Source organism: Steroidobacter agaridevorans, from assembly GCF_009932555.1.
GTDB lineage: Bacteria > Pseudomonadota > Gammaproteobacteria > Steroidobacterales > Steroidobacteraceae > Steroidobacter > Steroidobacter agaridevorans.
This window is the reverse complement of sequence record NZ_BLJO01000001.1, coordinates 1,425,903-1,450,577: the sequence shown is the minus strand read 5'-3', so window position 1 is coordinate 1,450,577 and position 24,675 is coordinate 1,425,903. Positions and strand designations below refer to the sequence as shown.

At 63.1% G+C, this 24,675-nt stretch carries 22 protein-coding genes; 19 read left to right on the top strand and 3 right to left on the bottom strand.

Annotated elements, in window-relative coordinates; genetic code table 11:
• The 12 genes from GYH35_RS06120 to GYH35_RS06065 form a co-directional block, all read left to right on the top strand.
• Positions 1-1,064 (top strand): FHIPEP family type III secretion protein (locus GYH35_RS06120; protein ID WP_202624100.1); only part of this gene is annotated, 1,064 nt, incomplete at its 5' end.
• Between the two features lie 13 nt (positions 1,065-1,077).
• Positions 1,078-2,616: a flagellar biosynthesis protein FlhF gene (gene flhF / locus GYH35_RS06115; RefSeq protein ID WP_161814789.1), complete on the top strand. Its 1,539-nt coding sequence runs from the start codon at positions 1,078-1,080 to the stop codon at positions 2,614-2,616.
• Between the two features lie 54 nt (positions 2,617-2,670).
• Positions 2,671-3,543 (top strand): MinD/ParA family protein, encoded by an 873-nt coding sequence (locus GYH35_RS06110; RefSeq protein WP_161814788.1) that lies wholly within the window; start codon positions 2,671-2,673, stop codon positions 3,541-3,543.
• Complete coding sequence (locus GYH35_RS06105; RefSeq protein ID WP_161814787.1) at positions 3,540-4,286, top strand: RNA polymerase sigma factor FliA; 747 nt, start codon at positions 3,540-3,542, stop codon at positions 4,284-4,286. The genes GYH35_RS06110 and GYH35_RS06105 overlap by 4 nt, the downstream gene beginning before the upstream one ends.
• A gap of 29 nt (positions 4,287-4,315) precedes the next feature.
• Positions 4,316-4,690, top strand: a complete 375-nt coding sequence (cheY, locus tag GYH35_RS06100) for a chemotaxis response regulator CheY (protein ID WP_129645882.1) — start codon at positions 4,316-4,318, stop codon at positions 4,688-4,690.
• 38 nt (positions 4,691-4,728) lie between these two features.
• The gene (locus GYH35_RS06095; protein WP_161827895.1) at positions 4,729-5,481 is read left to right on the top strand and encodes a protein phosphatase CheZ; all 753 of its coding nucleotides are present in this window, start codon (positions 4,729-4,731) and stop codon (positions 5,479-5,481) included.
• Between the two features lie 78 nt (positions 5,482-5,559).
• Positions 5,560-6,300 carry a flagellar motor protein gene (locus GYH35_RS06090; RefSeq protein ID WP_161814785.1) on the top strand — a complete coding sequence of 247 codons (741 nt, stop codon included), beginning with the start codon at positions 5,560-5,562 and terminating at the stop codon, positions 6,298-6,300.
• A 36-nt stretch (positions 6,301-6,336) separates the two neighbouring features.
• Positions 6,337-7,344, top strand: coding sequence for a flagellar motor protein MotD (gene motD / locus GYH35_RS06085; protein ID WP_161814784.1), 1,008 nt, complete (start codon positions 6,337-6,339; stop codon positions 7,342-7,344).
• Positions 7,345-7,465: 121 nt separating this feature from the next.
• Positions 7,466-8,740, top strand: coding sequence for an oligosaccharide flippase family protein (locus tag GYH35_RS06080; protein WP_161814783.1), 1,275 nt, complete (start codon positions 7,466-7,468; stop codon positions 8,738-8,740).
• Between the two features lies 1 nt (position 8,741).
• Entirely contained in the window at positions 8,742-9,572 is an 831-nt protein-coding gene (locus GYH35_RS06075) for a PIG-L deacetylase family protein (protein ID WP_161827894.1), read from the top strand.
• A gap of 19 nt (positions 9,573-9,591) precedes the next feature.
• Positions 9,592-10,695 (top strand): glycosyltransferase family 4 protein, encoded by a 1,104-nt coding sequence (locus GYH35_RS06070; RefSeq protein ID WP_161827893.1) that lies wholly within the window; start codon positions 9,592-9,594, stop codon positions 10,693-10,695.
• A 51-nt stretch (positions 10,696-10,746) separates the two neighbouring features.
• Positions 10,747-11,259 carry a GNAT family N-acetyltransferase gene (locus tag GYH35_RS06065; RefSeq protein WP_161814780.1) on the top strand — a complete coding sequence of 171 codons (513 nt, stop codon included), beginning with the start codon at positions 10,747-10,749 and terminating at the stop codon, positions 11,257-11,259.
• 4 nt (positions 11,260-11,263) lie between these two features.
• Here GYH35_RS06065 and GYH35_RS06060 read toward each other — a convergent pair whose 3' ends face one another.
• Positions 11,264-13,810 (bottom strand): HWE histidine kinase domain-containing protein, encoded by a 2,547-nt coding sequence (locus tag GYH35_RS06060; RefSeq protein WP_161827892.1) that lies wholly within the window; start codon positions 13,808-13,810, stop codon positions 11,264-11,266.
• Between the two features lie 246 nt (positions 13,811-14,056).
• On the opposite strand from GYH35_RS06060, the gene GYH35_RS06055 reads away from it, so the two are divergent.
• The 3 genes from GYH35_RS06055 to GYH35_RS06045 all read left to right on the top strand — a co-directional run bounded on the left by GYH35_RS06055 (position 14,057) and on the right by GYH35_RS06045 (position 17,734).
• Positions 14,057-16,627, top strand: coding sequence for a serine/threonine-protein kinase (locus GYH35_RS06055; RefSeq protein ID WP_161827891.1), 2,571 nt, complete (start codon positions 14,057-14,059; stop codon positions 16,625-16,627).
• Between the two features lie 74 nt (positions 16,628-16,701).
• Positions 16,702-17,055: an Hpt domain-containing protein gene (locus tag GYH35_RS06050; RefSeq protein WP_161814777.1), complete on the top strand. Its 354-nt coding sequence runs from the start codon at positions 16,702-16,704 to the stop codon at positions 17,053-17,055.
• 133 nt (positions 17,056-17,188) lie between these two features.
• Positions 17,189-17,734 carry a DUF2802 domain-containing protein gene (locus GYH35_RS06045; protein ID WP_161827890.1) on the top strand — a complete coding sequence of 182 codons (546 nt, stop codon included), beginning with the start codon at positions 17,189-17,191 and terminating at the stop codon, positions 17,732-17,734.
• 49 nt (positions 17,735-17,783) lie between these two features.
• Here GYH35_RS06045 and GYH35_RS06040 read toward each other — a convergent pair whose 3' ends face one another.
• Together GYH35_RS06040 and fliK are read right to left on the bottom strand one after the other, a co-directional pair.
• The gene (locus GYH35_RS06040; RefSeq protein ID WP_161814775.1) at positions 17,784-18,128 is read right to left on the bottom strand and encodes an EscU/YscU/HrcU family type III secretion system export apparatus switch protein; all 345 of its coding nucleotides are present in this window, start codon (positions 18,126-18,128) and stop codon (positions 17,784-17,786) included.
• The gene (gene fliK, locus GYH35_RS06035; protein ID WP_161827889.1) at positions 18,125-19,333 is read right to left on the bottom strand and encodes a flagellar hook-length control protein FliK; all 1,209 of its coding nucleotides are present in this window, start codon (positions 19,331-19,333) and stop codon (positions 18,125-18,127) included. Before fliK ends, GYH35_RS06040 begins: the two co-directional genes overlap by 4 nt.
• 187 nt (positions 19,334-19,520) lie before the next feature.
• Between fliK and GYH35_RS34520 the strand changes: the two genes are divergently transcribed.
• From GYH35_RS34520 to GYH35_RS35235, 4 genes are all read left to right on the top strand, one after another.
• Complete coding sequence (locus GYH35_RS34520) at positions 19,521-20,153, top strand: STAS domain-containing protein (RefSeq protein ID WP_202624099.1); 633 nt, start codon at positions 19,521-19,523, stop codon at positions 20,151-20,153.
• A complete protein-coding gene (locus GYH35_RS06025) occupies positions 20,150-20,512 on the top strand; it encodes a response regulator (protein ID WP_161814772.1) in 363 nt (120 codons plus the stop codon). Before GYH35_RS34520 ends, GYH35_RS06025 begins: the two co-directional genes overlap by 4 nt.
• A 6-nt stretch (positions 20,513-20,518) precedes the next feature.
• Positions 20,519-22,606, top strand: coding sequence for a chemotaxis protein CheA (locus GYH35_RS06020; protein ID WP_161827888.1), 2,088 nt, complete (start codon positions 20,519-20,521; stop codon positions 22,604-22,606).
• Between the two features lie 190 nt (positions 22,607-22,796).
• The gene (locus GYH35_RS35235; RefSeq protein ID WP_161814770.1) at positions 22,797-24,542 is read left to right on the top strand and encodes a methyl-accepting chemotaxis protein; all 1,746 of its coding nucleotides are present in this window, start codon (positions 22,797-22,799) and stop codon (positions 24,540-24,542) included.
• Positions 24,543-24,675: the final 133 nt, after the last annotated feature.

The window sequence follows — 24,675 nt, the reverse complement described above, 5'->3', positions numbered from 1 at the left end:
CGCCGCCGGCGGCGTCGGAGTCGAAGGAACTCACCTGGGACGACGTTCAGCCGGTCGACATCATTGGTTTGGAAGTCGGCTATCGATTGGTGCCGCTCGTCGATAAGGCGCAGGGCGGCGATCTGCTCGCGCGTATCCGTGGTGTTCGTCGCAAGCTCACGCAGGATCTCGGCTTCCTCGTACAAACCGTACACATCCGCGACAACCTCGATCTGGCGCCGAATTCTTATCGCATCAATCTCGCTGGCGTACCGGTGGGCGATGGGGTGATCTATCCGGAGCGCGAGCTCGCCATCAACCCGGGCAAGGTGTTCGGTCGGCTGACCGGCATCGAGACACGCGATCCGGCGTTCGGCATGGAAGCGGTGTGGATCGAGCCTTCCATGCGCGATCACGCGCAGACGCTCGGCTACACGGTCGTCGATGCCAGCACCGTGATTGCCACGCACTTGAGCAACGTCATCCAGACGCATGCGCATGAGCTGCTGGGTCACGAAGAAGTACAGCACCTGTTGAACACGCTGGCGAAGACTGCGCCAAAGCTTGTCGAAGATCTCACTCCGCGGCTGCTGCCGCTGGGCACGGTGGTCCGCACTTTGCAAGGTTTGTTGGCGGAACGCGTGCCGATCAGAAATATGCGCACGATCGTCGAAACTTTGGCGGAGCACGCGGCGCGTACGCAGGATCCGGTGCAGTTGCAGTCTCACGTTCGCGTCGCGCTCGGTCGTCAGATCGTGCAGGACATTGCGGGCATGTCGACCGAGCTGCCGGTGATCACGCTCGAGCCGGACTTGGAGCAGCTGCTGACGAATTCGCTGTCGGGTAACAACGCCGCGACGCCGGGCCTCGAGCCGGGCCTGGCCGAACGGATGCAGCGTCGTCTGGCGGAAGCCGCGCAGCGTCAGGAGCTGACGGGCGAGCCGGCCGTGTTGCTGGTGCCACCGCAGCTGCGCCAGACGCTGGCGCGCTTCATGCGCTCGATCGTGCCGAACATGCATGTGCTCGCTTGGAACGAGATTCCGGACAACCGCAAGGTGCGCCTGGTCACCGCGGTGGGTCGCTGAGAGTTAGCAAGTTATGAAGATCAAACAGTATCGTGCGGCTGACATGCGGACCGCGTTGCGCCAGGTGCGCGACGCGCAGGGTCCCGACGCGGTTATTTTGTCGAGCCGTCGCGTGCAGGGTGGCGTCGAAGTGGTCGCCGCCGTCGATTACGACGGTGAAGATGCGGCGACGGAGCAATTGGCTGCTGACAGCGGTCTCGTCGATACATATGGAGCCGAGCGCCGGCAGGCGCAGCCGCAGAGCAGTGTTTCTCAGCCCGCGCCCGCGCGCGTTCAGCACGATCCGGCGTTGTTCGGCGGCGTTGCGAAAGCCCGTGCCCCGCAGCCGCCGGCCGCCCCGGCAAATGAATATATGAGCGAGCGCGCCGAGCTGACTCGGCAGTTCGCGTCTCAGTCGTCGCAGCCGCGCGCGAGCGAGCGCGCTCAGCAGACGAATCGCTACGTGGAAGAGTGCGACGACAGCGTCCAGCGTTATGCCGCGGCCGAGCGTGCGCCAGCGAATCGCGCTGGCTCGAACGCACGCTCTCGCTACACGTCCGAGACGCAGGCGACGAGCGACGCTCGTTACGGAGTCGCCGAGCCGGCCCGCGACATGGATCTGTCGCAGATCGATCTGATCGGTGCCAACAGCGACGTGAACGAAGAGCTGCGCACGCTGCGCCGCATGTTGGAAACGCAGCTTGCGACGCTGGCGTGGAACGATTTGTCTCGTCGCTCGCCGATTCAAACGGAACTCCTCAAGCAGCTGACCCAGCTCGGCCTCGCGCAGGACCTCGCAACCGAAGTGGTTACGCAGATGCCGACGCGTCTGGAGCTGGCCGAAGCGAACCGCCTCGCGCTCGCGCTGCTTTCACGCAAGATTGAAACAACGGGCGAGCGCTGGATGGACGGCGGTGGTGTCGTCGCGCTCGTCGGTGCGACCGGCGTGGGCAAGACCACGTTGATTGCCAAGCTCGCTGCCCGCTGGGTGCTGCGTCATGGCCCGCGTGACATCGCGCTGATCTCGACGGACTCCGTCCGCATCGGCGCGCAGGAACAGATTCAAACGCTCGGTCGCCTGCTCGGCGTGCCGGCGTATGCGATCGACGGCGCGGCTGAGCTCGCGGACGTGCTCGAACATTTGAGCGACAAGCGCATGGTGTTGATCGACACCGCCGGCTTGAGTCCCCGCGACCCGCGGTTGGAGCAAGAACTGAAGCTGCTGGCCGCCGCGAGCCAGCGCATGGAAACCACGTTGGTCTTGTCTGCCGCCTCGCAGGCCGGTGCGATCGAAGAAGCCGTGACGCGATTTGCGCCGGCCAAGCCCGCCACTTGCATGCTGACCAAGCTCGACGAGGCGACCAGCCTCGGCGGTGCGATTTCCACCGTGATTCGTGCACGCCTGCCCGTGACGTATGTCAGCGAAGGTCAGCGCGTTCCGGAAGATCTGGCTCCCGCGCGTGCGCATCAGTTGATCGCGCGTGCCGTCGATTTGTCTCGTAAGTCTGGCGCCTCAGCGGATGAGGACTTGTTACGTCGCCGATTCGGCACCGTGGCGCACGCCATCGCATGAACCTGACGACTTGTTCAATTTCTCATTGGCTCACGTAAGTTAAGTCTAGCAATTATGGATTCCATTCAATCGATCGGTCTGCAGCGCGCCGCCAACCCGGGGCCGGTGCAGGTGATTGCAGTTACCGGCGGCAAAGGCGGCGTCGGCAAGACCAGCGTGTCGGTGAACCTGGCCACCGCGCTGGCCAGCACTGGCCGTCGCGTCATGTTGCTCGATGGCGATCTCGGTCTCGCCAACGTTGACGTGTTCCTCGGTTTGTCGCCGCGCTACACAATGGCTCACGTTTTGAACGGCGAGCGCACGCTAGAAGAAATTATCCTGGAATCGCCTCATGGCATTCAGGTGGTGCCTGGTGCATCGGGTGTGGCCGAGCTGGCTAATCTCTCCGCGGCGGGTCATCTGGGCCTGGTGCAGGCGTTCAGCGCCATCAGCTCGCGAGTCGATACGTTGATCGTCGATACGTCCGCTGGCATCGCTCATAGTGTGGTCCAGTTCACACAAGCGGCGCAGCACGTGCTGCTCGTGGTGTGCGACGAACCGGCTTCGATGACCGATGCGTATGCGCTCGCCAAGGTGCTGAGCCGCAACCACGGTGTGAACAAGTTCCAAGTCGTAGCGAACATGGCCCGGGCGCCGGGCGAAGGTGCTGGTTTGTTCGAGAAGCTGCAGAAAGTCACGAGTCGCTTCCTGGATGTCACCCTGGAGTATGTTGGGGAAATCCCTGAAGACCCGTATTTGCGCCGTTCGATTCGTGAACAGCGTCCCGTCGTGAGCGCATTTCCGGCCAGCCCGGCCTCGCGCGCATTCAAGAAATTGGCGTTGAAGGCCGATAAGTGGCCTGTGCCGGAGGGTCCGCGAGGCAACCTCGAGTTCTTCGTGGAGCGCCTGGTGCGCCGTCCCCAGGTCCGCCTGGAGGTGGTGAAATGAGCGGTTTGCGCGCTTACAAGGGCGCTGCGCCCGCGAACAACACCGACGCCTTGGTCGTCCGTCATGCCGAACTCGTCAAGCGCATCGCCTATCACCTGGCGGGGCGTCTGCCGGCTTCGGTCGAAGTATCCGACTTAATCCAGGCCGGCATGCTCGGCCTGCTGGAAGCCGCATCCAACTACACGGCGGATCGTGGCGCGAGTTTCGAAACGTATGCGGGCATCCGCATCCGTGGCGCGATGCTCGATGCATTGCGCAAGCTCGACTGGGCGCCGCGCTCGGTTCATCGCAAGGCGCGCGCAGCGGCCGCAGCGGTGCGCGAGTTGGAAGCGGAGTTCGGTCGCGAAGCGCGCGATGTCGAGATCGCCGAGAAGATGGGTGTGTCGCTCGATGAGTACCACCGCATCGCTCAGGACGCGGCGAGCTGCCGGGTCGCGAGCTTGGACGATTCGTCGGGCGATGAGGAATCGTTGCTCGGGCGCGTGGAAGACGAGGGCGCCGATCCGTTCCTCGATGCGACGGAACAAGGGTTCCGCTCGGCGCTGGCAGGCGCGATCAAGGAGCTGCCGGAGCGCGAGCGTCTGGTGATGTCGATGTACTACGACGACGAGCTGAATCTGAAAGAGATCGGCGCGGTGTTGAAGGTGACTGAATCGCGGGTTTGCCAGCTGCATGGACAGGCACTGGTGCGTTTGAAGGCTCGACTGTCGGATTGGCGTGACCGGGTCGAGAGCCGGATCTGAAGATAGGAGAAGGGTACGTGAGCAAAGATATGAAGTTCCTGGTGGTCGACGACTTCTCGACCATGCGTCGAATCATCAAGAACCTGTTGAACGATCTGGGCTACCAGAACGTGCAAGAGGCCGACGACGGCCAGACGGCGCTGCCGATCCTGCAGGCCGGCGGCATCGAATTCCTGGTCACCGACTGGAACATGCCGGGCATGCCGGGCCTCGACCTGTTGAAGGCAGTGCGCTCGGATCCGAAGCTGGCGAAGCTGCCGGTGTTGATGCTGACCGCGGAAGCCAAGCGTGAGCAGATCGTCGAAGCGGCGCAAGCCGGCGTGAGCGGCTACGTCATCAAACCCTTTACCGCGGTTACGCTCAAGGAAAAGATCGACAAGATCTTGGAGCAGCGCGCGGCCTAACGCTCGCGCACGCCATTGCGAACATTGAGCTGACCATCATGACTTCAGGCATAGAAGCGCTACGCAACGACTACGGTTCGAGCATTGCCACGTTGGCTGGCGCGCTCGCCGCCGGCGACGAGCACTTGTTTCTTTCCGAGCTCGATCTGATCGTGCACCGGCGCGAACGCACGCTGTTCTCCGAGCTGCGCAAGCTCACCGGAGATCTGCAGTCCGCGCTGGACCGCTTCAGCGTCGATTCACGGCTGGTCGATCTGGCTGAAAAGGAAGTGCCGGATGCACGCGCGCGTCTCGATCACGTGTTGAAGATGACCGATGAAGCGGCTCACCGCACCATGGACCTGGTGGAACAGTGCGGCCCGCTCGCCGATCGCACGTCCCGCAGCGCTGGTGAGATCGCCGGGATGTGGACCAAATTCCGCGCCCGCAAGATCGAGATCGATGAGTTCCGCCTGATGATCCAGAAGATGGACGCGTTTCTCGCGGCGTCGCGCACCGATATGGATAAAGTGCGCGGCAATCTGACCGAGGTGCTGATGGCCCAGGGCTATCAGGACTTGTCGGGCCAGATCATCCGCGGCGTGATGAAGCTGGTCGCCGAGCTCGAGACCGCGCTGGTGAATCTGGTGCGTCTGTCGCGCACGGGTCCGCATGCGCTGGCCCCGGAGAAGCCGGAACCCAGCGACGGCATGTCGCGTGGATTCGGCCCGGCAGTGCCGGGTGTCGACAACGGTCCCTCGGCAAGCAGCCAGGATGATGTGGATTCGCTGCTCGCCGGTCTGGGCATGTAGCTGCGAGCGGCGCCGACTGTTCAAGGGCGATCAGTCGGCAGCGCAGCTCGATAGTTAAGAAGGAAGACGACTCGCCCCATGGACATTCTTTCGCTCATCGGCCTGGTGCTCGCGGCTTGCGCGATCCTGGTCGGCGCCGTGTTGAAGGGCGCCGGGATCCATTCGCTGCTGTCGGGCGCGGCCTTCATGATCGTGGTGGTCGGTACGATCGCCGCGATTTGCGTGCAGACACCGCTGCACGTGATGAAGCGTGCGCTGTCGATTCTGCCGTGGGTGTTCACTCCGCCCACGACCGAGCGCGACACCATGATCAAGAAAATGGTCGAGTGGAGTAACACGGCCCGCAAGCAAGGCTTGCTGGGCCTCGAGTCGTTGATCGAGCGCGAGCGTGACGACTTCGTACGCAAAGGTTTGCAGCTGGTGGTCGACGGCAGCGAGCCGGAAATCATTCGAAACGTTCTGGAAGTGGACCTGCATACGCGCGAGCAGGCCGACACCCGTGCCGCGAAAGTGTTCGAAGGCATGGGTATTTACGCACCGACGCTCGGTATCATCGGCGCCGTGCTCGGCTTGATGGCCGTGATGCAGAACCTCGCCGATCCGGCCAAGCTCGGTCACGGCATCGCGGCGGCGTTCGTTGCAACGATCTACGGCATCGGCTTCGCCAACCTGTTCTTCCTGCCGGTCGCGAGCAAGCTCAAGGTCTCGATCCAGGGCCTGAGCCAGACGCGCGAGATGGTGATCGAAGGCATGATCTCGATCGCGCAGGGCGAGAACCCGCGCAGCATCGAAGCCAAGCTGCAGGGTTATCTGCACTAAGCGCGAGCCCTATACATATCAATTTGAATATTGGTCATGGGCCGCCGTCGTCATCAACACGAAGAACATGCCAACCACGAAGCGTGGGCCATTCCCTATGGCGACCTCGTGACGCTGCTATTGGCGTTCTTCGTCGTGATGTATGCCATGTCCTCGGTCAACGAGGGCAAGTATCGAATTCTCTCCGACTCGCTCGTGGCCGCGTTCCGTGGCTCGCCGCGCACGCTGCAGCCGATTCAAGTCGGTGAGAAGAGCGTCGGCTCGGGCGCGGACATCAACATGACGATCGTGCAGCAGGCCATGCTGGACGGCCAGCCGCGCAGCATGCTTGAACCGTCGCCGTTGCAGGTTTCCGACGTGGTGAGTCAGGGCGCCCGCCATGCTTCGGAGAGCCAATACGAAGCCGAACATACTTCCGCGGCGATGATGGAGCTGGAGAGCGTCGCGGCCGAAGTCGAGCAGGCGATGAGCGAGCTGATCCGCGATCAGATGATCGTGGTGCGCCGTCATGGCGTGTGGGTGGAAGTCGAGATTCGCACCGACATTTTGTTTCCGAGCGGCGTCGCGAAGCTGTCGCCGGAAGCGCAGAACATTCTCAAGCAGCTGGCGCTGACGTTGAAACCGTTCCCTAACGCGATCCGAGTCGAAGGCCACACCGACAATCTGCCGATCAAGTCGGCCGCGTTCACATCCAATTGGGAGCTGTCGGCGGCGCGCGCGGCGAGCGTCGTTCACTTGTTCACCAATGCCGGCATGGATCCGCGTCGTCTGGCGATCGTGGGGCTGGGCGAATTTCGTCCCGCGTACCCGAACAATACCGAGCAGAACCGCAATCTGAATCGACGCGTGCTGCTGGTCATTCTCAGCGGCAACGGCAATCCCGAAGGCGACTATGCGGGCGATCGCGGCCAACCGGAAGCCGCTCCAACTCCGCCGCCGCAGCCACAATTACAGCCGCAACCCGCGGTCACGACCGCTCAAGCCACCGAACCAGCGCCTGCCATCACGGCAGCGCCACTCCCGCCCGTTTCGGGCGGCAGATAAACTTTCCGTAACCAGTCTGCTGGAACCGTCGTCGACGCGGCGCGTTAAATGCCCAAATCCGCGTTGCTAATGCGCGGAACAAACGGATAAGGCGCTGCAGCGTCTTAGGCAAAGCGGGTCCATGGCACCACCTTCCTCCCCGACGTCGCTGGGGCATAACACCGGGCGCAATGCCTTTGCGCTGCTGGCCTGCCGGGTCGGCGCGGACCTGCTCAATTTTCTGCTGTTTCTGGTCGTGTCCCGGCGTTTCGGTCCGGAGGGCATGGGCGAGTATGGCTACGCCTTCGCCTTGGCCGGCCTGGTTTATTACTCCGCGACGCTCGGCATCGATGAATACGGCGTTCGTGAGTACTCGCGCCTGCCGGTCGAGCGGCGCCCGGCGCTGATTTCGAATCTGCTCGGCGCGCAGCTGTGTATCGCCGTCGTCGCGGTGCTCGTGCTCCTCGGATACTTATTGATTACCCAGCCGAGGCCGACGACGCTGACCATCATCGTCTCGATGAGCGTTTATCAGCTGGGCGCGGCGTTCTCGGCGACCCTGTTCGTTCCGGCGATGGCCGAACAACACATGCTGGCGCCGGCCATCATCAATCTGCTGGGCCGGGGTTCCGCGTTCGTCGTGACCGGGCTGCTGATCTGGGTGTTCGGCTGGTCGTTGCACGCGGCTTCGATCGCGTTCGCATGCGGCGGCTTGTTGATGCTGATCCTGGCGTTGCGCTCGGCCGCGTCGTTCAAGGCGCGTCTGCTGCCCAACCTCAGCGGCCGAAACGTGCTCGAAGGCACGCGGATGCTGTGGTCGTTCGCGGCGGTGAGCTTGCTCGGGCAGTTGTTGAATCGTATCGGAGTGATTGCGCTGTCCCTGCAGATAGGGGAAGCCGCCGCCGGCATCTATACGACTGGACTGAAGCTGGTCGAGGTGGCCTGCCTGCCGCTGTTCTTCATCGGGGTGGCCATCTATCCGCGCCTGTGTCACGCCTTCGCGGATGCAATGGCATTTCAAAGACTGGCACGGCACGGGCTCATCGTCGGCATCGCGCTCGCGGCCATTCTCGCTTTGGCGATGTATCTGCTGGTGCCGCCGCTGCTGGTGCCGGTGCTGGGCGAGCGCTTCGCCGGTTCCGAAACAATCATCGCCGCCATGGCGGCCATCGTGTTCGTGCAGGGCATGGAGATCGTGCTGGGCCGGCTGATGCTGGCGGCCAACTTGAACGTGGCGCGGGCGGTGCGCATCACCGTGGGCACCCTTGTCTGCGTGCTACTGACGGTGGGCTTTACACCTTTGTTTGGCATCGGCGCGACGATCGCGGCGCTGGTGGTTTCTTATCTGCTGGTCGATTTACTCTATTTCGGCAATTTGTTCGGCGCGCTGCGCCGACGCAGCTACGCCCCGGCCTGATATGAAACAGTTGACCAAGGCCCTGTTGAAAAGACTCAGTCGCGCCGCGCGGCCCTACCTGCAATCGTCAGGGCTTCTGCAAGTCTCGGGCGTCTACAATCATTCGGCCATGGTATGGCAGCCCGGCGCGGAAAAGATATTGGTCCTCGCGCCCCACATGGACGATGAAACGATTGGCTGCGGTGGGACGTTAGCCTTGCATGCACAGCGCGGAGCGCAGATCGCAGTGGTGTTTCTCACGGATGGGCGCAATGGAAGCAGTGAGGTAAACACCTTGTACGGCGAAGAACGAGAGCGAAAACAGCGGGAGCTCATCGAATTGCGCACCACCGAAGCCCGGGCGGCGCTACAGCGGCTCGGCGTGAACCGGATGATTTGCCTGGATGCCGAGGACGGCGCGCTCGACCGATGCGACTGGGCGGCCGGGCAACTGCGCGACGTCTTGTTGAAGCATCGGCCGGACATCGTGTACCTGCCGTTCTATCTGGAAGAACATCCGGATCATCGTGCCGCCAGCCGTGTATTGCTCGATGCGGCGGAGGGCACGTCGCTGCAGTTTCATTGCATGGGCTACGAGGTCTGGACGCCGCTGTTCCCGAATTGCCTGGTGCGCATCGACAGCACCGTCGAGACCAAGAAACAGGCGCTGCAGGAGTACCGCAGTCAACTCAAACAATGCGATTACCTGCATGCCAGCATCGGCTTGAATGCCCATCGCTCGGCGGGGCTGCTCAATCCCCCGGGATTCCAGGGCGGCTACGCCGAAGCGTTCTATGCGACGCCTTTGTCACAGTATCGCGAACAGTTCACGGCCTACCGTAACCATCGATGAGCGGCGATGAGTTGATGTCATGCGCTTAGGAATCATGTTGCGTCATTTCGATCAGCATGAAGGCGGGGTGAAGGTCTACACCCGCGAAATCGTGCGCTCGCTGATCGAGCAGAATCGCCAGCACGAGATCGTGCTGTTGTTCCGCAACCGGCAGCGTCTCGGCACTTATCGAGGCGTCGACGGCGTGCAGGAGGTGCTGCTGGAAGGCGGCCCGATCCTGTTGTGGGATCAGATCAAGGTGCCGCGCGCAGTGGACAAACTGGGCATCGATGTGCTGTTCAATCCGAAGTACTCCATTCCATTGCGAGCAAAGTGCAAGACCTCGTGGGTGTGTCATGGCCTGGATTGGTACGCCATGCCGCAGGCCTCGCCGCTGCTCGATCGGATGAGCCATAAATATCTGGTGCCGCGCTATGTCACCAAGGCCGATGCGCTGATTTCGGTGTCCGCCGTCACGACCGACCACCTGCAGAAATATCTGAGCGTGCCGCGCGAGCGGATTCACACCATTTATTCCGGGCTGAGCGATGGCTTCCGCACGCGGTTGTCGCCCGAGCAGCTCGAACAGGTTCGGCAGCGATTCTCATTGCCGCCGCGCTTTCTGCTGTACTGTGGCGCGATCTATCCACCAAAAAATTTCACGCGCTTGATCCAGGCGTACGCCAAAGTCGGTCCGGCTCAGGGGATGCCGCTGGTGATCGCGGGCGGGGGCAATCGCTATCTTTCCGCGCACGAGCTGGACGAGCCCAAGCGGCAGAACATCGCCGAGTGGGTGAAGTGGCCCGGCTGGATCGAGAACAAGGACCTGCCCGCGTTCTACCAGCTGGCCGACGGGCTGCTGTTGCCCTCATTATATGAGTCGGTCGGCATGCCCATCATGGAAGCCATGTCGTGCGGCTGCCCCGTGCTCACTTCCGATCGATTCGGAACCAAGGAGATCGCGGGCGATGCGGCATTGCTGGTCGATCCGGAGTCGGTGGACGCGATTGCCGCCGGCATCGATCAGTTGCTCAACGACCAGGAGCTGCGTACTGCCAAGATCGCGGCGGGCGAGGCTCGTGCCCGGCAATTCACCTGGACCCATACCGCCAGTGAATTGCTGCGCGTTCTGGAAAGCCTGTAGCATGATCCCCACTGCAGTTGAAGTAACTGCGCACTACCACGCGGGGATGCCATGCGCGTTCTGGAAACCGAGAGGCTGGTGCTGCGGCGGCTGACGCTCGACGACGCTGAGTTCATTTTCAGACTGGTCAACGAGCCGGCATGGCTGCGCTACATCGGCGACAAACACGTGCGCAATCTGGACGATGCGCGCAACTATCTGCGAACCGGGCCGTTGGACATGTACGACCGCTTCGGCTTCGGCATGTTTCTGTGCGAACTGAAGAGCACCGGCGAAGCGGTCGGCTCGTGCGGCCTGCTCAAGCGCGACACTTTGCCCGATCCCGACATCGGCTACGCTTTCCTGCCGGAGCACTGGGGCAAGGGCTACGCGCTGGAAGCCGCCTCTGCCGTGCTCAAGTACGGCCATCGCGAGCATCGCCTGCCGCGCATTCTCGCCATCACGTCGCCGGACAACGAGCGCTCGATCCAGGTGTTACAGAAGTGCGGCATGCACTTCCAGCGCTTCATCGAGATGGCGGAAAAGGACCAGGTGAAGCTGTTCGCGCTGGAGTTCGTCGGCTGAAGATTCAACGTCGCCGGCCGAGCACGGCGGCGAGGCTTTGTTGGGTGAAGGGCTTGCGGATGCGCGGGACGTGCGCGAGCTCGTCGGGGAAAGCTTCGTTTTCTCCGTAACCGGTCATGAACGCGAACGGCACGCCGAGCGCGAGCAGCCGGTTTGCGACCTCGAAACTGTTCTCGATCCCCAAGTTCACATCCAGTACTGCGAACTCCGGCTGGCGTTCTTCGATCATGCCCAGTGCGGCACTGACATTGCTCGCCGGCCGCACATCGCGAGCGCCTGCCTTGCGTAGCGCATCTACTGCGTCCAGAGCGATGATGAGATTGTCCTCGACCAGCAAGACATCCTGAGGTATCGGCAACTCGTCGGGCGCGATCGTTGCCGCCGCGGTCGGCTGTGCCGCGGCTTTGTCCATGCATTGCACGTAGGCTGACGGAATCAGGAAACGTGCGTGCACTCCGAGCGGCTCGAAGTCGATCTGCGCCTCGCCCTTGATATCGTATGGAATCGTTCGCTCGATCACGGCGCTGCCGAAGCCGCGACGCTTGGGTGTTTGCACCGGCGGACCGTCCCGCTCGCGCCAGTCGATGATGAGATTTGCCGATTCGTCGAGTTGCGTTGCGACGGTCACTGTGCCGCGCCGGTCGGAGAGCGCACCGTATTTGGCGGAGTTGGTGATGAGCTCGTGAATCACGAGCGCCAGCACATTGAATGCCTGAGGTTGCAGACGCGCGTCGGGGCCGGCGCGCTGGATGCGCATGGCGTCGCCGGATAGATAAGCGCCAGCCTCGGAGTCGATCAACGCGCTGAACAGCGACGGCCCCCAATGATCGGCTGTGATCAAGTCGTGCGCCCGAGCCAGCGCCTGCAGGCGAGAGCCGACCACGTCCATGAACTGCACCGAGGACAGATTCGGGTCGTGACTTTGATTGATCAGCCCGCGGATCAGGCTGAGGATGTTCCGGACGCGATGGTTGAGCTCGGCGATCAACAGGTCCTGTCTTTGCATCGCGCGACGCCGTGCTTCTTCGGATTGATCGGATTGGCGCAAGATCGCTTCGAGCAGGCTCATGCGCAAAGCGTTGGCGATGCGAAGGTCTGCCGCCGACCACGGCACCGCTTGTCCGGAGACCGTCTCACGCCACGACTCGAAGCTTTTGCGCGGCGTCAGCCGATCGCCGAGCGGGCCCGCCACGACCGGTTTGTTGGGATCGCCGGCCCAGGTGACCGTATGCGCCACTTCACGCCGAAAGAAGACCAGATAATCGCGCGGCAGCCTGGAGAGCGGCATCACCAGCATGCCGGCGGCGCGGCCCTGAAATTCCGAGGCTTGCGGGTAGTCGGCACGAATCGCGTTGATCGCATGGTTGCCCGATGTGGTCGTCGACGCGCGGATGTGCTCGATCAAGTCCACGAATTGCCGGGGTTCCGGCGTCATGCCATTCAGTGTGACTTTGCCGTCGATCGACAGGCCGATGCCGTCGCAGTTCAATTGGGTGGCGATGTCGCCCAGGCGCCGGGCGATGCCTTGGGCGCGGTTGTCCTCGCCGGTCAGCGCCTGCACCAGACGGTCGTTCAGCTCGCGGGCGCGATTTTCGTAACCGCTTTCGGTCTCGCGCTCACGATTTTCCATGAGCAGCGAGAACATCTGCCCGAACAGTTCCGCGGCCGTGCGCCGCTCGAAGCTGACGTGCAGAGGGGAGTAGTGATGACAGGCGAACAAACCCCACAAGCGTCCTTCCCTGAGGATCGACACTGACATCGAGGCGCGCACGCCCATGTTTCTCAGGTATTCGATATGAATGGGCGAGACGCTGCGCAATACGCTGTGCGAAAGGTCCAGCGGTTTGCCGGCCGAGTCGAGCGTCGGTCCAATGGGCGAAGGCACGGCCTCGATGTCGGGGATGATCCGCAGCCAATTCCGCTCATACAACAGGCGCGCCTGCCGGGGAATGTCGCTGGCCGGATAGTGCAGGCCCAGGAAAGATTCGATGCCGGCGTCGGTCGACTCGGCGATGACTTCGCCGGACTCATCCGGCGCGAAGCGATAGACCATGACCCGATCGAAGCCCGTCAGCGCGCGCAGTTCCCGGGCAGCGTTGCAACTCAGCGTGGATGGATCGCGCATGCCCTGCACCCGATTCATCATGCCTCGGACCAGCGCGCTCGCGTTCACCGAGCTGTCGGCGGCAGAGAGCTCGCACTCGATGACGACTTGCCCAGGCTGCGTATGCACGGCCATGTCGAAGCGGCGTGGCGAGTCGTCGATACGAATGCCGAACAGGCGGGCGGCAGTGCCCGTCACGTTCACGATTTGCAGTTGATTGCGCAGCGTGTGGATGGCGTCGACATGGATGAAGTCGAGCAGCCCACGGCCGAGCATGTCGGCCGGTGCGACTTTGAGCCAGTCGCCGACATTCGCCGACACGCGTTGTACCAGCCAATCCGGCGTCGATACTGCGATCAGAAATCCAAACGGCTGGATCGCGCCCAGCAGATGAATGGGCTCGCGATCGCAACTACTCGGATCGACGGACGCGTTGGCGGCAGTCATCGCTGGATTCTATGAGCGTCGAAGAACCGGGACCAAGCTTGTCCGTGCTGCCACTACAGTGGATTTCGCAACATTCGCCGTTAGGCAGAAGCCCTAAACGTCGCGTCCACAACGTAAAAAAATCCGGCGCTGACTCTGGTATGGCTCCAGGGAGCTACGCCCAAAGGCTAGATTTTTGAGATGCGTTGCGCAAGGGCGCGAGCAACTCATGCCAGAATAGCGGCAGCCCTCCGCCATTAGAGTTGCATGACAAGCGACCCCATTTTTCCCAAGCTACGTATCGGATCGCGCCTGGGGCCTTATCGCCTCATCGAGCTGATCGGCCGTGGCGGCATGGGAGAGGTGTATCAGGCCGAGCGTGCCGACGATCATTATCATTCGCGCGTTGCCATCAAGCTGGTGCGCGTCGATCACGATGCCTCCCGGGTCGCCTGGCGGTTCCGTTCCGAGCGGCAGATCCTGGCCCAGCTGGAACATCCCAATATCGGGCGTTTGATCGATGGCGGCGCGACCGAAGAGGGCGTGCCGTATCTGGTCATGGAGCTGATCGCCGGCCAGCCCATCGATGTCTATTGCGAAGAGCGCCATCTCACGATCTCGCAGCGGGTGCGCCTGTTTTTGCAGGTCTGCGCAGCGGTCAGCTTCGCCCATCAGCGCCTGGTCGTGCACCGGGATCTGAAGCCCGGCAACATCCTGGTCACCGCCGAAGGCACAGTGAAGCTGCTCGACTTCGGTATCGCCAAGCTGCTCGAGACCGAGCAGCCCACCACGCCTTCGGATATGACGGCGACTCACGTGCGCGTGATGACGCTGGAATATGCGAGTCCGGAACAGGTGCGGGGCGATCCCATCACTACAGCCAGCGATGTGTATTCACTGGGCGTCGTGCTCTATCGGCTGTTGACTGGCCGCAGTCCCTATCGTGAGGACAATGCCGCCGAGCGCGCGGTCGAGATCCTCAGCGATTCGCCGCTGAGCAAGCCGAGCACGGCCGTCAATGAAACGCGTGTCCGCACGCCCACTGGCGAGCTGACACCGCAAATGCAATTCGCCCGCAAGCGAGCCCGACGCGCGCTGCAGGGCGACCTCGACAACGTGCTGCTCATGGCTCTTCGCAAGGAGCCAGAGCGGCGCTACGCAAGCGTCGATCAGTTTGCCGAAGACCTGCGCAACTATCTCGACGGCATGCCGGTGCGCGCGCGAGGCGACTCGCTGCGCTATCGCGCCACCAAGTTCATGAGCCGTCACAAATACGCGGTGACGGCCGCGTCGCTGGGCGCGCTCGCGTTGGTTGCGGGCATCGTGACCACGACCTGGCAAGCACACATTGCGGCCGAGCAGACACTCATCGCTCAAGAGGAAGTGAGAAAAACGCGCGCGGTGCAGTCGTTCATGACCGCATTGTTCGAAAAGAACACCCGCCTGCAGCCCGATGCGCTCAAGGCACGCAACATGCCCGTGCACGAGTTGTTGGTGTCGGCGAGTGACAAAGTTCTCCATGACCTCACGGACACGCCGGCGGTTCGCATGGAAGTGATGAACACCGTCGCGCGGCTGCTGATCGATATCAACGAATTCGATCGCGCCGGCACTCTGTATCGGGAGTCGGTGAAGATCGCCCGCGAGATGCATCTCACGAACGGCGACGCTTACGTCGAAGGCTTGATCGGCGTCGCCTTCGCGGGCCGCTTGCTCGGCCGGGGCGAGGAGGCGGCTCAGGCTCGCGACGAGGCGCTGCGTGTGCTCGACCGACGGAACGATCGCACATCGCTGCTGCGAGCTCGCGCGATGGGCACGACGATCGCGCAGTTCTCTCCCGATCCCATGCACGAAATCGAGCTGATGACTGCGGCGGTGGAGCTGTTCAAGACGCGTTATCCGAACGATCCGGGACACTTCAACTCGGTGTACGCGCTCGGCCAGCTGTATCGAACCCAAGGCGACATGCATGCCGCCATCAAATATTTCCAGGCCGCCAACCAGGTATTCCAGCAATCGGGGCTGCAGGCTTACAGCGATCTGGGCGCGAGCTATGCGTGGGCGGCGTTTTGCGAGATGCAGCTGGGCTGGGTCGACGATGCCTTGCGCGATTACGAGAAGGGCATCGAGCTGTTGCGCAAGCATGCCGGCGATGTTTCGGTCTACACGCGCATTCATCTGGGCCTGTACGGCCAGGCGCTGCATCAGGCGGGCCAGCTCAAACAGGCGCACCGGTATTTCGACCTGGTGCTGACGCCGGAGCACGTTGCGAACCCAACCGCGGTCGAGTTCGATACTGCCGTGTACAAGGCGCTCGGGCTGCTGCAAGAAGGGCGGCCGCAACTGGCGCTCGCGGTGCTCGAGCCGTATGGTAAGCGTGCGATCGACTTCGGAACGCGCTTCGTTCCCAATGGCGTTCAGTACTTCGCCGTACGGGCGCGCGCCCTGGCCTCGCAGGGCAAGATCGCGGCCGCGAAGGCGGAACTGACGCACGTGGCTGAATTGCCGCAGTTCTACGGTGTGCCGGCGCAGAAGTCGGATTGTTATCTCGCCGCCGTCATCGATGTCGCGCTCGCCGACAACGATTTACCCACAGGGCGTGCGGCCTTGGCGCAGCGTGGACCGCTGGACGCTCCCAGGGAGTTCGACCTGGATTATCTGCAGCTAGCGACGGATAGCGCGCGTTTGAAGCAGCGCATGGGCGATCTGCAGGGGGCCGCCGAGTTGACGAACGCGGCGCTGGCGCATTTGCAGGAGCATGCCGGCACGTCGAACTTTGCATTCATGCGGCAGGAGCTGCAGCGGGTGCACGATGCAGCCCGGCGCAGCGGCGAATAGGTAACGTCCAGGATGGCGTCGGCGTCGCGTTGAGATTGTGCTGCCGGTTCTACGTGAAAGAACCGTGCGAGGCGATGAACACTGCTCCCGTGCTCGACCGCAAGCAGCTGCTCGAGATAACCGATGGCGATGCGGAGTTCGAGCAGGAACTGCTCGGCACCTACCGCGCCAGTGCGACGGGCACGCTTGGCCGGCTCAGAACGGCGTTAGCAGCGGGTGAATCAACTCAGGTTATCCGCGAGGCGCATGCTTTGAAGGGCGCCAGCCTCAACGTCGGCGCCTCCGCACTGGGCGAATGCGCCGCCGCCATCGAGAGGGCTGCGCGTGCCGGCAATCTGACGCTGGCCCGTCACGAGGCCCGCGAGCTAGGTGCCCATGAGGCGGCGCTGTGGGCGGAGCTCGATCGCTCCCGAGCGCCAGAACGTTAACCGGTTCGCAAAAGCGCACTCTCGCCCCGCCGGGAGCCGCCTCGGCTGCCGGCCGGTGGCACGCATCCTGCTCCTCTCCTGTCGTGACCTTCGGTTTGCGCCAAAGGTTTGACGTCATCTGACGGGAGTCGCGATGTTTGAAATCCTGCCCAATCCCTCGCTCGAGACGGTGCTGATCGCCGGCCGTGCCGTGTTGCTGATCGGCGCGTTCTGGGTGTTTGCGTTGGCGTTCACGCGCTGGCGTCGTGCCGACGAGCGGGATTCACAGGCGCTGCGGGATCAGCTCGAGCGTGCCTTCACCGAAATGCGCAGCCTGCACGAGACCGTGACGGTCATGAGCGCGCGCATCGAGGCGATGAGCGAGCGCGCCGAAACCGATTCGCGTCGTCCCCAGATGCCGGCAGTGGTGGCCACCGCGCAAGCGCGGGGTTATGACCTGGCGTTGCGTATGGCGAAGAACGGCTCGGCTGTCGAAGATCTCGTTGCGAACTGCGGCATCACCCGTCATGAAGCCGAGTTGTTGACTCGTCTGCATGCCGCGAAGTCTCAGCCCGAAGTCGCTGCCTGGCAGGCTCGCCAGCAGGTGGCTCAGCAACAGCAGGTTGCGCAGGCTCCGCAACAGCAGCAGCCGCAGTCGACGGGCCGTAAGCGTGGCTCGCTGCTGAGCGTCGTCAGCTAAAAGCTATAGACAGTGGGTGGCCGCAGGGATCGCGGCCTTTCTTTTCTCGTCACCATTTCGACGACGAGTAACCCAGCGCCGGGAGGCGCGCGGTTTGTTCTTCCGGTCTCGGCGAGCTCGCCGGCGGGCTCTTGCCCGCAACCGACCAGGCAAACGCAAGTACGTGCGCAACCGCGACGTACAATTCTTTCGGAATCTCCCGTCCGATATCCAATTTCGACAGCGCACCCGCCAGCGCTGCATCTTCCTGCAGCGGCACGTTGTGCTCGCGAGCGGTCTCGACGATTTTTTCGGCGATCTGACCGCCGCCTTTGGCGACGACCCGAGGCGCACCGCCACCGTTGACGTTGTAGTGGAGCGCGACGGCGATCGGCGGCTTGGGACGTTCGTTCATGCTCGTACGTCCAACAAGCGCGCGGGACGGGCGCCGGCGTCACCGACGGGCATGCCATGCAAACAAACGATTCGATCGATCTCGAGCCCGGCCTCGCGCAGGATCGATTCGAGCTCTCCGGCACGGGCGGACAGTGCATTGACGATGGCGGGCGACTCGGCCCGCAACTGCACGCCGATCCGATGACCGGTCAAAGTCACTTTCGCATGCAGTGCGCCGACCTGGCCGAGATCCATGGCCGCCTCGACACTCCACGAATCTCCGCCGCCCTGACGTTTGCGGGACTCGTCGTGCTCGACCCGCAGCCGAACCATGGAGGCCCGGTCTTCGTGGCGCACCGGCAGTTCGATCAGCATCGATTGCACGGCCGGGTCCGGCGCGGTGTTGGTGATCTGTGTCGTCGTCAGGCGCGCGATTGCCCCGTCGGTTTGACGTGACAACTCATTCATCTGCTGCTCGATCCCATCGATCATGGAGAACGTGGCCGGCGCTGCATTCAGTGCGGTCAGCGGCCCGCGAGCCGTGGGAGGAGCTGCATTCATTGCGATATCCGAATGCGCCGCGTTCGGGCGTGCGCCGTGATCTCGCAGCGTGCGGCTCAACGAGAGCATCAGCGACTTCAAATCGTTGACGAGCACTTTGGGGTCGGTCGCGCCCCGCGATGCGTCGGCGAGATTCGCTTCGAGAAAAGTGCCGGAGCGCTGGAGCGCATTCGCCAGCGTTTTAGGATCGCCGAGAGATTCCGCATCAGGCAAAGCCTGCCAGAGCTGCGCTGCGGCCTGCGTCACGGCCCTCGGCAACTCGTCCGCGCCATTCTTGCCTTGAGCAAGCCAGGAAAGATTGGCGAGCATGAGCGCCGGACTTTCCTGCCGAGGAACGAAACGACGCATGGCGTCGGCGACGACGGTCGCTTCGTTATCGGCGGTCACCGGGGTGGAAGAAGAGAGTGTCTCCAATGCCAGCACCGGGCTGTTACGCAGCACGCGGACATTCAACACCTCGCCATTGGCCGGGCCGGCGGTGTCGCCGGAGGCGAGGCGGGCGTTGTGCCGCTGGCCGCCGATATCGAGGAACAGCTGACCGCTGGCTGCGTCGCGCACGGCAATAGCCTGCAGGAGCGCGCCTACGCGCCACTCCGACAGCAGGCTCGGGCTAGTGCTCCCGGCCGGGCTGGTACTGCGAAAGTCCACCAGGTCGATACGCATGAATGGGTCACTCGTGCGAGTTCAGTTCCAACGTGAACTGCTTCACCAATTTAACGGCAGGGAATCCCCGAGCTTTAGCCGGCCACGGTTAAGTAGTGCGACGTGGCTCACCTAAAGCTGACCTCCCATATGCCGATATGAAACCCGAATCTGTGAAATTCGTATCACGAGCCCCTTAAGCCGCGTCATGAAAACAAGTAAGCGTAAACGTTCCGCCAAAGCCCAGCCCGTCGTCGAGGCTGTGGGCGCGGACGTTGTTGCCGCTGAAACGCCGGTCGTTGCCGGCGAACAGATTGCGGAAGAGGTTGCCGGGTCGGTAGTCGATGCGTCGGTCGAGCAGGTCGCCGAAGTGATCTTCCAGCAGGCCGCCGATGTTTCTATCGAGCCGGCTGCGGAGGTCGTCGCCGAGCCGGTCGCCGAAGTCGCCGCCGAGCCAGTGGTCGAGTCCCTCGAAACCGTCGTCGCTGAAGCCGCCGCCGAACCGGCCGCCGAAGCCGTTGTTGCCGAATCTGCCGAGGCCGTCGTCGTGGGCGATCCGATCGTGGTGCTGGCTTCCAACTGCAGCGTGAAAGATGCCGCTGCGCTCAAGTCTTCCTTATGCGCTTTCTCGAATCACGGCGACGCCGTGACTCTCGATGTGAGCGCCGTCGAACGTGTCGATACCGCGACCATGCAGCTGCTGTGCGCTTTCGTGCGCGATCGCAGCGGTCGCAACCAAAGCGTCGCCTGGCGCGGTGAGTCGGCGGCTCTGCAGGATGCCGTGCGCCTGCTCGGCGTCGGGGCGCTGCTCGGTCTCGAGACAAAAGGAGTTGCCGCATGACGCGGATACTGGCCGTCGACGATTCTCCTTCGATGCGCGACATGGTGCGCATCGCGCTTACCAGCGCCGGCTTCGATGTGACTTCCGCCAGCGATGGCCAGGAAGCGCTCGACCTGGCGCGTCAATCGGGCTTCGACCTGGTGCTCTCGGACGTCAACATGCCGGTGATGGATGGCATCCAGCTGATCCGCGCGCTGCGCGCCGAATCCGCCTACCGCCACACACCCATTCTGATGCTGACCACCGAAGCGGGCCCGGACCGTAAAAAAGAAGGCAAGGACGCCGGCGCCACCGGCTGGATCGTCAAACCGTTCGATCCGGCGCAACTGGTGGCGACTATGCATCGCGTGCTGAGGTAAACAAGAGTGGCCATCGATCTCGCCCAATTTCACGATGCCTTTTTCGAAGAGAGCTTCGAAGCGCTCGACTCGATGGAGGCGGCCCTGCTGCAGCTCAACCCGGGTGCTCCGGAGCCCGAGCTGATCGGCACGATCTTCCGCGTTGCTCACTCGATCAAGGGCGGCAGCGCGACCTTCGGTTTCTCCGAAGTGGCCTCGTTCACGCACACTTGCGAAACCTTGCTCGACGAGCTGCGTGCCAATCGCATGCAGGTGACTCGTCACGTCACCGATCTGCTGCTGAAGTCAGTGGACGTGATGCGCGACATGCTCCGCGCACAACAGCGTAAGGAAGCGATCGACGCGCAGAAGGTCGCCGATCTGCAGTTCGATCTCGAGCTGGCCATCGCGCAGAAGAATCAGCCCGCGGCTGCCGCGCCTGCGCCCGCTCCAGTGGTCGAAGCCGCTCCGGCTCCCGTTGAAGCGGCCAAGCCGGCGGTTGCGCATCGCTGGCGCATCAGCTTCCGTCCGTATCCGCAGTTGTTCGTGCACGGTAACGATCCGTTGCGCATGATCCGTGAGTTGAGCGAGATCGGCGAGCTCACCGTGAAGCTCGATGGCAATGCGTTGCCGTCGCTCGAACAGCTCGATCCGGAAAGCTGCTATCTCGCCTGGGATCTGACGCTCGACACCGACGCCGCGCGCGAAGTCGTCAATGGCGTGTTCGATTGGGCCGAAGGCGATTGCGATCTCAAGATCGAAGAAGAAGCAGTGCCCGTTGCCGCGCAACCCGCGGTGGCTGTCGCTGCGCCGGCGCCGGAGGCGAAGCCTTCCAACGTCGTGAACATTGCGGACGCGAAGCCTGCTGCTGCCGAGCCTCCGCATCAGCCGGCCGCGGCTGCTGCTGTTGAAGTGGCGCCGAAGGCCGGCGCAACCGACGGCGGTTCGATCCGCGTCAGCACCGAAAAAATCGACGAGTTGATGAACACCGTCGGCGAGCTGGTGATCACGCAGTCCATGCTGACCCAGCTGGGCTCGAAGTTCACCGGCCATGTCGCCGAGCAGTTGCGCTCGGGTCTGGCCACGCTGGAAAGAAACGTTCGCGAGCTGCAGGAGAGCGTCATGCGCGTGCGCATGTTGCCGATCAGCTTCGTGTTCAGCCGCTTCCCGCGCATGGTGCGCGATCTGAGCGGCCGCCTCGGCAAGCACGTGGAATTGAAGATGACCGGCGACCAGACCGAGCTCGACAAGACGGTCATGGAAAAGATCGGCGATCCGCTGGTGCACCTGGTGCGTAACAGCGTCGACCACGGCATCGAAATGCCCGACGTGCGCGCCGCCGCTGGCAAGCCGCAGACGGGCACCGTGTTCCTCAACGCGTATCACAAGGGCGGCAGCATCACCGTCGAAGTGGGCGACGACGGCGGCGGCTTGAACAAGGACCGCATCCTGAAGAAGGCGCGCGAGCGCAATCTGATCGGCGCCAACGAGACGCTGACCGACGACCAGATTTACGAGCTGATTTTCATGGCGGGCTTCTCGACCGCCGAGCAGACCACCGACATTTCCGGCCGCGGCGTCGGCATGGACGTGGTGCGCAGGAACATCAAGGAGCTGGGCGGCACGATCGAGGTGAAGTCGACGCTGGGCAAGGGCTCGCGCTTCATCATCACGCTGCCGCTGACGCTGGCCATCGTCGACGGCCAGTCGGTCGCGGTCGGCACCGAAACCTACATCGTGCCGCTGATCACCATCATCGAGTCGCTGCAGTTGAAGCAGGGCATGGTGAACCGCGTCGCCGGCCAGGGCGAAGTGTTCTGGTTCCGCGATGGCTACGTGCCGGTGGTGCGCTTGCATGAAGTGTTCGGCCTCGAGCCGCGCACCACCCAGCTGCACGAAGGCTTGATCATGGTCGTGGAAGGCGAGGGCCGCAAAGTCGGCTTGTTCGTCGACGACCTGCTCGGCCAGCAGCAAGTGGTCATCAAATCTCTGGAAACGAATTTCCGTCGAGTCGACGGTGTGTCCGGCGCGACCATCCTGGGCGATGGCGCGGTGGCGCTGATTCTCGACGTGCCGGGCCTGATCCGGGTCGCGACGCAGAGACTCGCTGCTTAAAGAAAGCAGCGAGCGCTCGCATAGCCGCCCGGCCAGGCGGCCCGCGACTTCGATCGACTCTGCATGGGTGCGCCCTTCCAGCACGAAGGGCGTCCGCGCCTGAACGGATTGCACGGGCGCGCGCATTGGATTGTTTTGGGGTTCACAAAAGCAAGTTGGGGCTCAAAAAGCGAGCTAAGGAATCGATGTTATGAACACGTGGAATATTTCCGTTAAGGCCAAGCTGTTCGCGACCCTGGCGATGACCGGCATCGTGATGATCCTGGTCGGCGCCATCGGCCTCGGCGGCACCAAATCTTCCAATACCGATCTGGATGGGATCTTCTCCAACCGGTTCATGCCCACGGGCTGGGTCGGCACCATCGAAACGCACGAGCGCGCGGTGCTCGAAAAGGCCGAAGAAGTGGTCATCCGCCAGGATGCCGCTGCGGTCAAAGCGGCGCTCGATCTGCTCCAGGAACGCCAGGGCGAAGTGAAGGAGCTGCTCGCGAAGCTCGATGCCACCGACCTTACTGCCAAGGAGCGCGAGATCGTCGAGCAGTTCCGCGGCTTCGGCGCCGACGTGCTCGGCCTGGTGCAGGAAGCGATGCTGGCCGCGCAGTCTGGCAATTTCAGCGCCGCTGAAAGCACGCTGATCGAGAAGGCCCGCCCCGCCTACGAGAAGCTCAACAACGCCGGCGACACTCTGCTCCGCACGCAGATCGAAGTGGCGCAGCAGATGCGCACCGAAGCGGATGCGTCGTTCAAGAAGAACAGCACGTTCATCATCGCCGCCATCGTGGTCGGCATCGGTCTGTCGGGTCTGCTCGGCTGGCTGATCATCCGTTCCATCGTCAGCACGTTGAACACGGCGGTGAGCATCGCCGACCGCATCGCCAGCGGCGAGCTGGGCAACGACGTGCGCGTCGACAGCAACGACGAGCTGGGTCGTTTGCTCGAAGCGTTGAAGCGCATGGATGGCAAGTTGGTTGAAATCGTCGGTGGCGTGCGCGGCAGCGCGGACGCGGTCGGCGCGGCGGCTCGTCAGTTGTCACATGGCAATGACGATCTGTCGCAGCGTACGCAGGAACAGGCAGCCGCTCTGGAAGAAACCGCTTCCAGCATGGAACAGATGACTGCGACGGTGAAACAGAACGCGGACAACGCGCGCCAGGCGAATCAGCTGGCCGTCGGTGCTCGCGAGCAGGCCGAAAAGGGCGGCGCAGTCGTGCAGCGCGCGATCGCAGCGGTGGGCGAGATCAACAACTCCAGCCGCAAGATCGCCGACATCATCGGCGTGATCGACGAAATCGCCTTCCAGACCAACCTGCTGGCGTTGAACGCCGCCGTGGAAGCGGCGCGTGCCGGCGAACAGGGCCGCGGCTTCGCGGTGGTCGCGACCGAAGTGCGCAACCTCGCGCAGCGTAGCGCCAGCGCCGCGAAGGAAATCAAAGGTCTCATCAACGACTCCGTCGACAAGGTCAAGGTCGGCTCGGAGCTGGTCGACGAGTCGGGCAAGACGCTCTCGGAGATCATGGAAAGCGTCAAGAAGGTCACCGACATCGTCGCCGAGATCGCGGCCGCGTCCGAAGAACAGTCGGCCGGCATCGAGCAGGTCAACAACGCCGTCAGCCAGATGGACAACGTCACGCAGCAGAACGCCGCGCTGGTGGAAGAGGCGTCCGCGGCCAGCAAGTCCATGGAACAGCAGTCCGGCACGCTGGTCACGCAGATCGGTTACTTCCGTCGCTCCGATGGCACCGGCATCACGGGCTCGGGCTCGCATGCGCCGGCTGAAGTGGTGCGCGCTGCGGCTCCGGTCGCCCGTCAGCGTCCGGCGGCGGTCCGCAAGGCCGGCCTGGGCGCTGCCAGCAAGCCGAGGGCCGTGGCTTCATCGGGCTCGCCCGCGCCTCTGGCCCGCGCCAGCGGCGACGACAGCCAGTGGAGCGATTTCTAACGCATAGCGGCTCCGGGTTTCGCTAAACGAGCCCGGAGCCGGCGCACGACTGATGCAGCGAATGTCTTACTCATCCTGTGCAGACGAACGCCGATACATCTTTTGAGTGCTGTCACTGACACCGGCCGGTCGC

Excerpts from the sequence above, each read along its gene's own strand:
- flhF (WP_161814789.1), top strand. The coding sequence starts at position 1,078 with ATGAAGATCAAACAGTATCGTGCGGCTGACATGCGGACCGCGTTGCGC.
- GYH35_RS06050 (WP_161814777.1), top strand. The coding sequence starts at position 16,702 with ATGAACACTGCTCCCGTGCTCGACCGCAAGCAGCTGCTCGAGATAACC.
- GYH35_RS06025 (WP_161814772.1), top strand. The coding sequence starts at position 20,150 with ATGACGCGGATACTGGCCGTCGACGATTCTCCTTCGATGCGCGACATG.
- GYH35_RS06110 (WP_161814788.1), top strand. The coding sequence starts at position 2,671 with ATGGATTCCATTCAATCGATCGGTCTGCAGCGCGCCGCCAACCCGGGG.
- GYH35_RS06080 (WP_161814783.1), top strand. The coding sequence starts at position 7,466 with ATGGCACCACCTTCCTCCCCGACGTCGCTGGGGCATAACACCGGGCGC.
- GYH35_RS34520 (WP_202624099.1), top strand. The coding sequence starts at position 19,521 with ATGAAAACAAGTAAGCGTAAACGTTCCGCCAAAGCCCAGCCCGTCGTC.
- fliK (WP_161827889.1), bottom strand. The coding sequence starts at position 19,333 with ATGCGTATCGACCTGGTGGACTTTCGCAGTACCAGCCCGGCCGGGAGC.
- GYH35_RS06055 (WP_161827891.1), top strand. The coding sequence starts at position 14,057 with ATGACAAGCGACCCCATTTTTCCCAAGCTACGTATCGGATCGCGCCTG.
- GYH35_RS06045 (WP_161827890.1), top strand. The coding sequence starts at position 17,189 with ATGTTTGAAATCCTGCCCAATCCCTCGCTCGAGACGGTGCTGATCGCC.
- GYH35_RS06060 (WP_161827892.1), bottom strand. The coding sequence starts at position 13,810 with ATGACTGCCGCCAACGCGTCCGTCGATCCGAGTAGTTGCGATCGCGAG.
- motD (WP_161814784.1), top strand. The coding sequence starts at position 6,337 with ATGGGCCGCCGTCGTCATCAACACGAAGAACATGCCAACCACGAAGCG.
- cheY (WP_129645882.1), top strand. The coding sequence starts at position 4,316 with ATGAAGTTCCTGGTGGTCGACGACTTCTCGACCATGCGTCGAATCATC.
- GYH35_RS06070 (WP_161827893.1), top strand. The coding sequence starts at position 9,592 with ATGCGCTTAGGAATCATGTTGCGTCATTTCGATCAGCATGAAGGCGGG.
- GYH35_RS06105 (WP_161814787.1), top strand. The coding sequence starts at position 3,540 with ATGAGCGGTTTGCGCGCTTACAAGGGCGCTGCGCCCGCGAACAACACC.
- GYH35_RS35235 (WP_161814770.1), top strand. The coding sequence starts at position 22,797 with ATGAACACGTGGAATATTTCCGTTAAGGCCAAGCTGTTCGCGACCCTG.
- GYH35_RS06075 (WP_161827894.1), top strand. The coding sequence starts at position 8,742 with ATGAAACAGTTGACCAAGGCCCTGTTGAAAAGACTCAGTCGCGCCGCG.
- GYH35_RS06095 (WP_161827895.1), top strand. The coding sequence starts at position 4,729 with ATGACTTCAGGCATAGAAGCGCTACGCAACGACTACGGTTCGAGCATT.
- GYH35_RS06090 (WP_161814785.1), top strand. The coding sequence starts at position 5,560 with ATGGACATTCTTTCGCTCATCGGCCTGGTGCTCGCGGCTTGCGCGATC.
- GYH35_RS06040 (WP_161814775.1), bottom strand. The coding sequence starts at position 18,128 with ATGAACGAACGTCCCAAGCCGCCGATCGCCGTCGCGCTCCACTACAAC.
- GYH35_RS06065 (WP_161814780.1), top strand. The coding sequence starts at position 10,747 with ATGCGCGTTCTGGAAACCGAGAGGCTGGTGCTGCGGCGGCTGACGCTC.